Annotated in this window: 11 protein-coding genes; 7 read left to right on the top strand and 4 right to left on the bottom strand. The window is 70.1% G+C overall.

Annotation, left to right across the window (positions count from 1 at the left end; genetic code table 11):
- Positions 1 to 214: 214 nt before the first annotated feature.
- Positions 215 to 802, bottom strand: coding sequence for a hypothetical protein (locus tag IG86_RS0128070; RefSeq protein WP_244306113.1), 588 nt, complete (start codon positions 800 to 802; stop codon positions 215 to 217).
- 1,042 nt (positions 803 to 1,844) lie between these two features.
- Here IG86_RS0128070 and IG86_RS0128065 point away from each other — a divergent pair.
- The 3 genes from IG86_RS0128065 to IG86_RS44660 all read left to right on the top strand — a co-directional run bounded on the left by IG86_RS0128065 (position 1,845) and on the right by IG86_RS44660 (position 4,702).
- The gene (locus tag IG86_RS0128065; protein ID WP_030830567.1) at positions 1,845 to 3,539 is read left to right on the top strand and encodes an alkaline phosphatase D family protein; all 1,695 of its coding nucleotides are present in this window, start codon (positions 1,845 to 1,847) and stop codon (positions 3,537 to 3,539) included.
- A 434-nt stretch (positions 3,540 to 3,973) separates the two neighbouring features.
- Positions 3,974 to 4,453 carry a hypothetical protein gene (locus IG86_RS39155; protein ID WP_234316270.1) on the top strand — a complete coding sequence of 160 codons (480 nt, stop codon included), beginning with the start codon at positions 3,974 to 3,976 and terminating at the stop codon, positions 4,451 to 4,453.
- 144 nt (positions 4,454 to 4,597) lie between these two features.
- A complete protein-coding gene (locus IG86_RS44660; RefSeq protein ID WP_234316269.1) occupies positions 4,598 to 4,702 on the top strand; it encodes a DUF6207 family protein in 105 nt (34 codons plus the stop codon).
- Positions 4,703 to 4,905: 203 nt separating this feature from the next.
- Here the strand turns inward: IG86_RS44660 and IG86_RS0128050 are convergent, their stop codons facing one another.
- Entirely contained in the window at positions 4,906 to 5,295 is a 390-nt protein-coding gene (locus IG86_RS0128050) for a hypothetical protein (protein WP_030830569.1), read from the bottom strand.
- 405 nt (positions 5,296 to 5,700) lie between these two features.
- Here IG86_RS0128050 and IG86_RS0128045 point away from each other — a divergent pair, with 405 nt between their 5' ends.
- From IG86_RS0128045 to IG86_RS0128040, 3 genes are all read left to right on the top strand, one after another.
- Entirely contained in the window at positions 5,701 to 6,072 is a 372-nt protein-coding gene (locus IG86_RS0128045) for a hypothetical protein (protein WP_030830572.1), read from the top strand.
- A 382-nt stretch (positions 6,073 to 6,454) separates the two neighbouring features.
- Positions 6,455 to 6,613, top strand: a complete 159-nt coding sequence (locus tag IG86_RS43185) for a hypothetical protein (RefSeq protein WP_157854914.1) — start codon at positions 6,455 to 6,457, stop codon at positions 6,611 to 6,613.
- Between the two features lie 305 nt (positions 6,614 to 6,918).
- Positions 6,919 to 8,910 (top strand): DUF11 domain-containing protein, encoded by a 1,992-nt coding sequence (locus tag IG86_RS0128040; RefSeq protein ID WP_030900543.1) that lies wholly within the window; start codon positions 6,919 to 6,921, stop codon positions 8,908 to 8,910.
- 213 nt (positions 8,911 to 9,123) lie between these two features.
- Here the strand turns inward: IG86_RS0128040 and IG86_RS40610 are convergent, their stop codons facing one another.
- Both IG86_RS40610 and IG86_RS0128030 read right to left on the bottom strand, forming a co-directional pair.
- Complete coding sequence (locus IG86_RS40610) at positions 9,124 to 9,513, bottom strand: peptidase inhibitor family I36 protein (protein ID WP_030830579.1); 390 nt, start codon at positions 9,511 to 9,513, stop codon at positions 9,124 to 9,126.
- Between the two features lie 959 nt (positions 9,514 to 10,472).
- Positions 10,473 to 11,219 carry a hypothetical protein gene (locus tag IG86_RS0128030; protein WP_244306110.1) on the bottom strand — a complete coding sequence of 249 codons (747 nt, stop codon included), beginning with the start codon at positions 11,217 to 11,219 and terminating at the stop codon, positions 10,473 to 10,475.
- 294 nt (positions 11,220 to 11,513) lie between these two features.
- On the opposite strand from IG86_RS0128030, the gene IG86_RS0128025 reads away from it, so the two are divergent.
- A complete protein-coding gene (locus IG86_RS0128025; RefSeq protein ID WP_030900537.1) occupies positions 11,514 to 11,759 on the top strand; it encodes a hypothetical protein in 246 nt (81 codons plus the stop codon).
- Positions 11,760 to 11,879 lie beyond the last annotated feature (120 nt).

Raw genomic sequence — 11,879 nt, 5'->3', positions numbered from 1 at the left:
CCCCCCGCTCCGCCCCGGCGCTGTCCCCCACCCGTGGTCGAACATCACTAGACGTTTTCCAGCGGGCAGACCTCGGCCAGGGGCTCCAAATGGGCGGCGACCGGTCTGTGTCGGCATGAGGGCCGCGGGCCTGATGACGAAGATGAGCGCAACCCACCCACCCGCCGGTTCTAGCCGCGGGGTGCACAGGCCCTTAGCGTGATGATCGGCTTCGTCACCTGATGATCTGGTCCCCGTCAGGCACGTCCTCAACCGTGACAAGGCCCCGGGGCAGCCCCAGTCCCCGCGACACCGCCTGGGCAATCCCGTTGAAATCCGGGTCTTCAGGGATCGGCACCTGCTCCCCCTCGCCGTAGCTCTCCAACGCTTTCACGAAGTAGCTCGGATGCCAGGCGCCAACGGCCCCCCTGACCTCGATCGCGGCCACAGGGCGACCGCCTACGAGTTGCTTCAGCGCACCCAGAATCTCATCGGATCGCAGTTCACCCGGCACCTGAAACAGGCTGGCGTGAGCACCGACGAGGCCGCCGCCCCTGACCCGCACAGTCACGGTGAGGCAGCTGGTGACGCTCGGATAGGTAATCACGCCCCCAGGTACGACCTCTTTGACCTGCCCTTCCGTGACCGTCGCGCTGGCGGGTGCCGCCAGGCTGCTCACCGCGCGCGGCCCCGCGTAGGTGGGCTCATACGGGGCAATACCGGCAGCTGCACTGGGCGAGGTGAGGGTCGCGGCACCGACAAGGGCAACTGCGAGGGTCGCGATGACGCGCTTGAGTTCGATCACAACCTTCGCAACGATCACGAGGTGCGGCAAGTGCCGCGGATCGCGGCCAACCGCCGCTCCACTTCGGCGGCGCGGCAGCCCTGAGACAAACCGCGGGACGCGTCCGACCGCCATCAGTGACTCCGAACCCATCGACATTGATCATGATGGCGACACCCGAAGCCACTCCCGAAGGCGTCAACGGCTACGTGTCTCCAGCCAGGTGTTGCCCACTCGATGGACTCCACCCAGTGTCGGACATCGTGCTGTCCACCCAGTTGACGGTGTCCGGCGTCGTCACCACAGCCAGGCGTTCGAGTGCCGCATCCGGGACAGGGCGCGCGCATCGCGGCGGGCTGCGACGCTGCCGATGCGGTTGCGCCGGGGCCGCGGCCGGCGCGCCTGGGCGCCTGGGCGCCGTAAAACCGGCGTGTCCCGGCCGCCTTGAGCCGCGTACGCTGCTTGGCCAGCTCCGCGTTCCTCCTTGATGGCCTTCGGCTTCCGGGATCGCTTCCAGATCGGCTGAGGGGCGGCGGGCGGCGGCTCGTTCCCGGATGCCGGCCTGGAGCCGGGCAGCCATCTCGGCGGCCGCGTCCGTTGTTGGCTCCGGGTCCCGGCCAGCCATCCGCCCCGGGCGCGGGCTCGGGGCGGCCGGCACGGCGACGGTGCGCGGCCGGGTCCGGGAGTTCAGGCGGCCCCGTCTTCCGCTGGTCGACCGGTGTCGCCCCCCCCTTCGCCTGGATGTGAGAGCCGTCCACGCAGGCCCTGCAGTCGAGGCGGCCGGCCGCGTTCAGTTCGGCGAGGAGTGGAAGAGGCTGTGTCCGCGGTGAAGGCGAGCAAGAGGCATAGGGGCACTGATTGCTGCCGCCCTGGCCCGAGCGGCCTCCGGGACCTGACATCGCCTGGATCAGTGGCAGAGGCCGGGTCTTCGACCAGCTACTTCGACTGACTCGCTGCTCCCCGTGTCCGCCACGTCCGACGCGGGGCGGCCAGGCAGCGCAACGGCGCCGCTTCCGCCGCCGTTCAGTACTGTACGGAGCGGCCGTTCCGTACCGTACGGAACACCGGAAGGGGACTCGCGATGGCCGGTCTGAGGCTGGGCCCGCTCCTGCGACACGTGGACTGGGAGTCGGGCACGAGCGCGACGGTGTGGGTCGAGACCGACCGGGCGTGCACGGCGGAGGTCCGGTGCCCGGGCGGCGGCGGTGGTTCGGCTCCCACGTTCCGCGTCGTCGGCCACCACTACGCACTGGTGGTCGTGACCGGGCTCGCCCCTGGGTCCGCCACAACGTACGAGGTGCTGCTCGACGGCGAGCGGGTGTGGCCCCTCGCGGACTCGCCCCAGCCGCCCAGCACCATCCACACGCCGCCGGTCCCGGCGACGGGCGCGGTGGTCGCCTTCGGCTCGTGCCGGTGGGCGGCGCCTGCTGTGGGCGAGCCCGATCCGGTGGGCCCCGATGTCCTCGACACCCTCTCCGCCCGGCTCGCCGCCGACCCGGAGGCCGAGCGTCCGGACGTTCTCCTCCTCCTCGGCGACCAGGTGTACGCGGACGAGACGTCCGCCGACACCCGCGCCTGGATCGCCCGGCATCGGCGGGCCGCCGGCACCGGCTCCGCCGCCCCGCCGGACCAGGTCGCCGACTACGAGGAGTACACCCACCTCTACGACGAGTCCTGGGGCGACCCCGAACTGCGCTGGCTGCTCTCGACCGTACCCAGCTGCATGATCTTCGACGACCACGACGTCATCGACGACTGGAACACCAGTGCCGCCTGGGTAGCCGACATGCGGGCAACGCCCTGGTGGCGCGAGCGGATCACCAGCGGCCTGATGTCGTACTGGGTCTACCAGCACCTCGGGAACCTCTCCCCCGCCGAGCTCGCCGAGGACGAGCTGTACGCGGCGGTACTGGCGGCCGACGACGGCACGGAGGTGCTGCGTGCGTTCGCCGAACGCGCCGACGCCGACCCGGCGACGGCGCGCTGGAGCTACCGCAGGGACTTCGGCCGCACCCGGCTGCTGATGGTCGACACCCGGGCCGCGCGGGTGCTGGAGGAGCAGCACCGGGCGATGCTGGACGCCGAAGAGGCGGCCTGGCTGCGGACGCAGGCGTTCGACGACCCCGGCGGCGTCGACCACCTGCTGGTCGGGACATCGCTCCCGTGGCTGCTGCCCCCGATGGTCCACTTCGCGGAGGGCTGGCACGCGGCGCTCTGCCGGGGCGAACGCGGGCCGCGCTGGGCGCGCTTCGGTGAGTGGCTGCGCCGGCGGGCGGACCTGGAGCACTGGGCGGCGTTCACCTCGTCGTTCGAAAGGCTGACGGAGACGGTCGCCGAGGTGGGGATGGCCGAGGCGGCCCCGGCGACGGTGTGCGTGCTCTCCGGGGACGTGCACCACGCGTACGTGGCGGAGCCCGTCTGGACCACCGGGCGGCAGCCGCGCTCCCGTGTCTTCCAGTTCACCTGCTCACCCCTGCACAACTCTGTGCCCGCAGCCATACGGGTCGGATTCCGTTTCGGCTGGAGCCGGTTCGCCAAGGGGATCGGACATCTCCTCGCCCGCCACGGACGGGTCGCGAGACCGGCGATCCGGTGGGGGCGCACCGGCGGACCTTGGTTCGGCAACCAGTTGATGACGCTGACACTGCGCGGACGTACGGCGCGGCTGCGGCTGGAGAAGGCCTCGGCGGGTGCCGAGCGGGGGCGCCGCGGGACCGACCGCGCGGGAGCGCGGCTTGTCGGCGTCCTCGATCGCAGTCTGACGGACGGAAGCTGACGCCCCCCGTTAGCTTCTTGGAGGCTCGGCAATGGGGTCACCGGCCTCTAACAGAGAGCCCGGGCTTCGCGGGAGGTTCGGGAGGCTGCAGGCCAAGCACGGGACTGTCTTGTCCCGTGCCATCGCCGGCCGGCCTCCATCGGTGCCTCTGCCGCTGGCGTGGCCCGGCGCTGGAGGGCTTCGAAGGACAGCCGGCCGGCAGCGGTGTCCCAGGCGACGAGCTCGCCGTCGTGGACCAGATCCTCGGGCAGTTGCTCGGCAACGGCGACCAGGACGGGGAACCTCGATCGCGCGGTGGCCGTGCAGCGCGCTGCACCTGGAAGTCCGCCGGTCCGGCAACGGCATCCTGATCACCTCCTCCCCGCCGAGATCGACGGCGCCCCGGCCTCGTGGCAGCTGCGCCTGCGTAACGACGACGCCAAAGCCTGAACGAGATGGGCACGGCCCTGAAGGGCGGGCGCGGGCACGTCTACAGCGTGCGCGAGGAGCCCGCCGCCCAGACCGTTCTGGCGTTCCTCCCGAACCATCCCGACGAAGGCGTCGGCACCCTGGCGCGGGCCCGTACCAGTGAAGGCCCGAACGGTGACGACATCGTCTTCGAGCGGTCCGCGGAGCGGCCGACGGGGCTGTGGGCCGAGGCCGGGGAGAACCTCCTGCGAATCGTGCCGCTGCTCGGTCCGGACGCGCCGCCGGCGGACGGAGTCGATGACTGCCTGCCGTACCCCGACTGCTACCGGCCCGTCTACGAGAGCTCTTCCTCGAACACCCTCATCGGCGCCACCCCGTTCCCCGTCGTCGGGCTGTGCAGGCTGTGCGCCGACGGCAGCACCCTCCGCGCGCTACGCCAGGCCGACACCCCTGTCGACCCGGAGCAGCGGACCGTCCTCGAGGTCGTGGCCGCCGCGATGGCGTGACCGGGCTGCCGGCCCTGGGCAAGCCCCTGTCACAGCGGCTTACCCGGCACCACTCGCCGTACCAGGGCCGGGGCAGCCGGCTCATGCGGGTGAAGCCGAGGACGCCGGCGAACCGCCGGGCTCCGTCGTGCTGTCGCAGGGGTCATGAAGCCGGTCGACGAGCAGCACGTCGCGGAGCCCGACCTGGTCGTGCTCGACATCACCGGCAGGGACGAGGACACCGTCCGAGCCGTCATGACGAGCCGATGACCGGGGTTGCCCAGCCGCTCCTCCAGGGCGCCCGGTGCAGATCCCGATGAGCCAGGTGATCGAAAACGAGATGACGTCTAAGGCTTACCCAGGCGCTCAGGATTGCTCGGCCTCGCCCCCCAACACAGAGGATGCGCACGCCCGGATCCGTAGTACCCGTCACGGGCGCTTGAGGGGCGCGGTCAGCCCAGAAGGCTGCGCGGTCAGCGCCGGCCGCGGCCGATGCGGCGGTCGTCGGCCAGTGCGGTAAGAGGGCCGAACTCGCGGGCAAGCTGGTCCCACGTCAGAACCTCGCCACAGCGGGCCGGGAACTCCTTCGGGTTGAACTCGGGCATGGTCCAGGTGCCAGTGCCCCGGTCCCGCAGCCACAGGTCCCCGTCACCGTCGACCACAGTCGGCGGGACCGGTACGGGCTCGGCCTGATCGGTGGGCTCCCAGGTGACCCGGCCCGGATGGGAAACACGGCGCAGCTCGGTGGTGGCCAGCCGCGCGACCAAGTCACGGGTGGATTCTTCGGCGTCCTTGACCGACGCGAGACGGAATGCGTCGTCAAGTACGGGTAGGGCTGGATTCTTGCTGCGCTTTGAACTCATACGCTGACTACCTCCGGTAAGGGCGTCACATCCGTTATGGCACCCCGTAGAGGAACACGGTATCCGAGGCGGGAGCCGGGCCTGCTACGACCACTGCCCAGGTGGAGGCGCTGGCACACCGGGCGGTGAGGCTAGGTGGTGAGCTCGTCCTGGGCGTGGCGCAACCCGCAGCTGATGGCACCGGACCCTTGCTGGTCGGCCCCACCGGAATCGACCAGATGGCAGCAGCCGGGTCCGCCTGCTCAGCGGAGTTCGGGTTGCGACGTGCGCTACGGACTGCGCGGATCTTCCGCACGGACCACGCGGCGGTAGTGAAGGGGGCGGCTGCGGGGCAATTACCGAGTACGTCGTTGCTGCTGCGGATGCTCTCGCGGACCGGGCAGCATCAGGAACGACCGGGGCCAGGTGTCGCGTCTGCTGCGGGTCCGTGGCGTCACGGCCATCTCCGCCCTGTCGGGCGGAACAGCTGTTCTGGGTGCCATCGCGGCTCAGGCCCAGGCGGCCGAGATGGCCGAGATGGCCGAGATGGCCCGGGATATCAAGGCCATCCGCCAGCGGGTGGATGAACTGTCCCAGCGCCTGCAGTCCGACCAGCTCGGTGCTGTCGAGAATGTCGTCGAGCAGGTCGAGGATCCGGTGGCGCGGCTGCGTGCTCATGGGGAGCGGGGCGTTGAGGCGAGCGACTTCTCGGTGATCAAGAACAAGGGTCTGTGCGCCAGGCCCAGAAGGGTCTGCACGAGGCGTCTGTGGATGAGGTGCTGCTGCACCTCGATCTGACGGCGCAGTGTTACGTGGGCACGGTCCAGTTCGGTCTCGCGCGGATCGCCTTCGACTACCACGAGGGAAAACCTGACGTAGCCAGGACACGGTCTGAGCAGGTCACCAAGTCCGTCTCAGGGCTCCGCGCGAGCATCGAGGACGTCCACGGCCGGATCGGTCGGCTTGAGGAGCACGTCCGGTCCCGCTTCCGGTCCCCAAAGCGTATGAGCTTGCTGTCTTCGGCAACATCGGCGATCACGGCCGCTACGTCTGCCGTCGTTAGACAGACGACAGGAAAGTACGTGCCTGTGGGGCAGTTGCGTGGGACCCCGATCTCGCTTCCCGTGGCGCCGTTCGCCGTTCGCCGTCGGTGCAGGTGCGCTGCTCTTGGGAGGCTTCGATGCCCATGACGCAGCCCCACGCGGAGAAAGAGCTGGACAAACGTCTGGGACAGCTTTCGGGAGCCACCGACAGAAGCTGTCAAACCCTCCACGAGGCCGCACCGAATCTCGGCATGCTGCAAACCCTGGCCGAAGCTCTTGCAGAACCTGCCAAGTAAGTCCGCTGGCGCTTTGACGTTTCAGTACGGCAGTGTGACGGGCGCGGCGGCTCCGAAGGACGCTGAGCCGGGCTACGCGTCGCCGGTGGCGTCCTGACACCGCTGCCCCACCGGCAGGGGCGAGTCCTCCGGCGGGGCACTGACGGCGGCCCGTACCGGGCCGTTCGGATGACCGGTCCGTCACTCCTGAGGGTGGAACACAGCGGTCCAGTGGGCGCAGCCCCGGCCCGCCGCGGCCCCGTCCCGACCCGGTGTCCCAGAAAGCTGGGGCACCCGAGGAACCGACGGACGGAAGTGGTTCGCGCATGCCCCAGCACTCCCCACGGCGCCGGGCCGGGCGCGCCGGCGCCGCCGGCGTCGCCGCCTTGGCGCTCGTACTCGGACTGCCCACGGCGGCCACGGCGGCTCCCGGCGATCTGGACCCCGCCTTCAGCGGCGACGGCAAGGTCGTCACGGACGTGACCGGCTACGAGAACGTCTCGGGCATGGCCGTCCAGCCCGATGGCAAGATCATCACGGTGGGCGACGGCTACTTCGACGAGACCGGCGGCGACTTCGTGCTGGTGCGCTACAACGCCGACGGCAGCCTCGACACGACCTTCGGCGGCGACGGCATCGTCAACACCGACTTCGACTTCAACAACGACGAGGCCAGGGCCCTGGCCCTGCAACCCGACGGCAAGATCATCGCGGTCGGCGGGTCCACCTCGATCGCCGGCAACGGCGACTGGGTGGCCGCCCGCTACAACCCCGACGGCAGCCTCGACCCGACCTTCGGCACCGGCGGCAAGGCGGTCACCGATATCGACCCGGACGCGATCGAGACCGCCATGACCGTGGCCGTGCAGCCCGACGGCCGCATCGTGGCGGCGGGCCAGAGCTTCGCGAGCTGGGTCGTGGTCCGCTGGAACGCCAACGGCTCCCTGGACCCGACCTTCGACGGCGACGGCAAGGCCGTCACCACCTTCCCGGGCGGAACCTTCGCCTCGGCCGCCGACCTGGCCCTCCAGCCCGACGGCCGGGTCGTCGTCGCCGGGGCCGGCCCCGGCGGCGTCACGCTCGCCCGTTACAACACCGACGGCAGCCTCGACCCCACCTTCGACGGCGACGGCCGGGCGGCCCCCGGCTTCGGGGCCAGGGCCCGGGGCGTGGCCCTGCAGTCCGACGGCCGGATCGTCGTCGCGACCGGCGATGACAACGTCTTCGGGCTGGCCCGATTCACCGCCGGAGGCGCCGTGGACCCGACGTTCGGCAGCGCCGGCCGGGTCACCACCACCTTCGGGCCGGACATCGCCGACGCCGCGGACGTCGCCCTGCAGTCCGACGGCCGGATCGTCGTCGCGGGCCGGTACGCGGGCGACTGGGCGCTGGCCCGGTACAACACCAACGGCGCCGCGGACGCCTCCTTCGACGGCGACGGCCGGCTGACGACCGACTTCGGCGGCCCCTCCGAGCAGGCCTCCCAAGTGGCCCTGCAGCCTGACGGCAAGATCGTCGCCGGCGGGGTCGTCGGCCAGGCCAACAGCCTCGCCGCCGACCGCGGCGTGGCCCGCTACCTCGGCGGTGGCGGCACCACGCCCCCGCCGCAGTCGGCGGACCTGTCCGTCACCAAGTCCGGTACGACGACGGTGAGCATCGGCGACCAGGCGACGTACACGGTCCGGGTGACCAACGCGGTCTCCTCCACGGCGACCGCGACGGGCGTCTCCCTGACCGACTCTCTCTCCGGAGCCGGCGGCACCCTGATCTCGGCCGTGCCCTCCCAGGGCACCTGCACCACCACCGCGACGGGCGCGACCTGCGCCCTGGGCAGCCTGGCCCCCGGCGCGAGCGCCACGGTCACCGTGACCGCCGAACCGCGCACGACCGGCACCCTCCGGGACACCGCGTCCGTGACCGGCTCGCCGCAGGACCCGAACACCGGCGACAACAGCGCCACCGCCACCACCTCGGCCAACAACGCCCGGGGCTGCACGATCGTCGGCACGTCCGGCACCGACACCCTCACCGGTGGCTACGGCAACGACGTCATCTGCGCGCTCTCCGGCAACGACACCGTGCGTGCGGGCTTCGGCAACGACACCGTCTACGGCGGCCCGGGCAACGACAACCTCGACGGCGGGTTCGGTGACGACACCATGAACGGCGACCGCGGCAACGACGTCCTCACCGGCTACTACGGCAACGACCGCCTGACCACCACCGACGGCGTGGGCGCCAACGACACCGCCAACGGCGGCTCCGGCGTCGACACCTGCACCACCGACACCGGCGACACCCGCATCAGCTGCCCCTGACGGACAGCCAACCACGCACCCCCACCAGCGCCGGCCGGGCAAACCCCGGCCGGCGCCGGGGCGCAGCCCCGCCGGTCCTGGAGGCCATGACGGGTCAGGAGGCGAGGGCCCACACGCCCCCGAAGCCACCCCACCCCGACACCCTGGAGCCTCGCGCAGCTCGCGGCCCGGCTGTCGTGGATCTCGTCCCGGCACACGCACCGTAGGCCGATGTCAGCCCGGGCAGGAGCCGGCGCAGAGGGAGCCGATGGTGTAGGTCCCCGCGAGATTTCCCCTGGTGCCGGCGGTGGTGCTGCCGATCCGATTCGTGTAGTTGACGCTGTGGTAGTAGTGGAACCTGCTGTTGGTGCGGTTGTAGACGGACCGGGTGTTCGTGCCGGCTCGCATCCATGAACACTGGGAACGGGTGTCGGTGGAGCTCTGGGACCACTGGCATTTCTGTCCGCCCCCATCCCTCTCCGAGTAGAAGCAGATCCAGCCGGGCCCGCAGTTGTCGTAGCCGCTGATCGAGACGTCGTCGGCATGGGCCGCGGGCGCGAGTGCAAGCGCTGCACCGACGAGTGCCGTCGTTACTGCCAGGCTGAACTTTGTCCGACGGTTCATTACCCCTCCTTCGACTGAGGCGAGATTGCGGGGCGGCCTGCACCCTCAAGGCTCGGGCTGCCACCGAGAAGTCTGGTGGGTACACCGATTGAGCGGCTACGGATGAATCAGCCAGTTCGTTGAACTTCGTTCGCCATAAGGCATGTTCGATGCTCTTCGTGCCATCGGAGCCGGAACTCCCCATGTGGGCGGTTTGTCGTCCACTGATTCCCGAGGGGCCGTTCGTACGAGCCGGATCGGTAGTGCTCCACTTCCTACCGGGGTCAATCGGTGGTGCCACAAACGCGGAGGGAGAGGTGTCAGATGCTCGTGAGCTCGGACGATGGCCCGTCGAAGGTTACGCCGGCTGACTGTCGGACGAGAGCACGATCATGGCTGAACCTGAAGGATGCCTTGCCCGTCGTCGCGGATGGAAACGGAACTGGTAGGAGCAGACCTCGGTTTCGCAAGTGGCGCAGATTCGGCGATCGCCGTCCTTGACAGTGTCCCAGGACGCGACCTTGACCCAGTGCTGCCGCCCAGTCGGTGCTCTTCAAGTCGTCATGCGCAGCATTCCCTCCTATGACCACCCCGCGACATCAGGCCGCCCCTACCGAGCGCCAGGGCTGGGCCAGCTGCGACCGGAAACGTGGGGCAATTCGAACCGTTAACGCCAAGGACCGGGAGAACGTCGCACGCGTCAATCGGCTCGACCATCAGCACAGCACCAGAATCAAACCCTGAAAGAAACCGGTGACGCCGGCAGAGTCGGCGATTGCGCCCGGCATCGCAGCCGAGGCGGTTCGTGTCCCCTCGGGCGAGTGCCGTCGCCAGCCGCTGCCGTCCAGGACTCCCGGCGCTCCAACCCTCGGCGCGGGGCGACCCAGGTCGTGGACCTCGTCCTTACGGAGCATCCGCTGCCTCCAGCCCCCACCCGATGAACGAGTTCAGGAATTCTGGGGGCGATGCGTGCCCTTGAGTCAGAACGGTGGGTCTTCGGAGTAGCCGTCTGCGCCGTCGGCCGCCGACCAGGAATCACGTTCCGCCTTGAGACGAACGTAGCGCTCGTGGGCTGCGATGTCGTCCGCGTTCTCCAGAGCGGTGGTGTCGTGACCCCAGGCTCTCATGGCGTCCAATACACGGTCTCTGTGGTGGCGGTCGGTGCTGGTTGCCAGCAGTCGCCGAGCGTGGTCGACCAGCAGGGCCCGGTGTGTGCTGAGGAAGGGGTGCTCTGTGAGGGGGATTGCAGCGAGGAGGGCCGCGCCGTGTACCTCTGCGTTCTCGTGACCGAGAAGGGGATGGACAGCGGAGAAGATGGCCGGGCGCAGGTCTCTGAACGCGCGCATATCCCTGTCCTCGTAGAGGAAACCCTTGTCGCAGTGGCCCTCACTGAGGGCGAAGCACTCGTCGTTGGCGTCGTAGGCGGTGTCGCCGAGCCACTCAAGCAGTCTCATGAGAGTCGGGCGGTACGGTGCTGTGTCGGCATCGTGCCTGAAGTCGTCTGCCGCGATGATCGGATGGTTGAGGATGGCTGCTGTGAAGAGCGCCACGGGCCCGGTGGCTTCGTAGATGGTGTTCTGGTGAGTCACTTCCCTCAGGGCGTTGTCGGTAGCGGCCGCCCTCACGGCCGGGTCGGGGTTGAGGATGCCTGCCAGCTCCGTCGGCAGGGCTTCACCCGTCCCACACACGGTGGCGAGCGACGCCCAGTCTGTGTTGTCCAGGATCACTTGGTAGTGCGGCAGCTCGTGGCGACGAGGGCTCCCGGTCCGACTGCGGCGATGTGTCACAGGCGGGAGGCTATAGCGTCCTCGCGCCGGCGCAGCGCGGGGGTGTCGTGTGCAGAGCAGGGTGCGGCCGGGACCGGCGTACCGAGATCCGCGGCCGCGGGGGGATGGAGCAGGAGCGGGAGGCGGCCGGGGAGACCCGGGACCGGGAGGCGGCTTTTCGTCCTGACCGGCTGCGACCGTGCGCTCGCCGAGGTTGCCCGCCGCGCGCTCGCTGGCAACGAGCGGCTGGCGCTGTTGGAGGGCTGGTTCGAGCGGGAGGCCGGCGCCCGCGGCTACGCACCCGCCGTGCTGGAGGAGGTGTGGGAGATCATCAAAGGGTTCGGCGCGTACGGGTTCTGCCGCGCGCACGACCTCGTCTCCGACGCCCGCCGGCACGGCGTACCCGTTCTCCAGGTCGACGTGAACCGATCCGCCGCCGACCACCGGATCGAACAGACCCGGGCCGGGGTATGGGGGGTGCGGCATAGCCGAGGGACGTGAGGTCGGCGGCCCGGCTGCCGGCGGGCTGGAAGTCGCTGTCCTCGGTGAAGGGGATCAGCGAACCCTGGATGGGTGGGTCCTGCTGCACGTGCAGTCCTCCAGGTCGTCTTCGACGGCCGC

This window comes from Streptomyces virginiae (assembly GCF_000720455.1).
Classification (GTDB): domain Bacteria; phylum Actinomycetota; class Actinomycetes; order Streptomycetales; family Streptomycetaceae; genus Streptomyces; species Streptomyces virginiae.
This window is presented reverse-complemented; position numbering and strand designations above follow the sequence as displayed.

Coding starts and splice junctions, on each gene's coding strand:
- IG86_RS43185 (WP_157854914.1), top strand. CDS start 6,455: ATGCCCATGACGCAGCCCCACGCGGAGAAAGAGCTGGACAAACGTCTG.
- IG86_RS39155 (WP_234316270.1), top strand. CDS start 3,974: ATGGGCACGGCCCTGAAGGGCGGGCGCGGGCACGTCTACAGCGTGCGC.
- IG86_RS40610 (WP_030830579.1), bottom strand. CDS start 9,513: ATGAACCGTCGGACAAAGTTCAGCCTGGCAGTAACGACGGCACTCGTC.
- IG86_RS44660 (WP_234316269.1), top strand. CDS start 4,598: ATGAAGCCGGTCGACGAGCAGCACGTCGCGGAGCCCGACCTGGTCGTG.
- IG86_RS0128040 (WP_030900543.1), top strand. CDS start 6,919: ATGCCCCAGCACTCCCCACGGCGCCGGGCCGGGCGCGCCGGCGCCGCC.
- IG86_RS0128065 (WP_030830567.1), top strand. CDS start 1,845: ATGGCCGGTCTGAGGCTGGGCCCGCTCCTGCGACACGTGGACTGGGAG.
- IG86_RS0128050 (WP_030830569.1), bottom strand. CDS start 5,295: ATGAGTTCAAAGCGCAGCAAGAATCCAGCCCTACCCGTACTTGACGAC.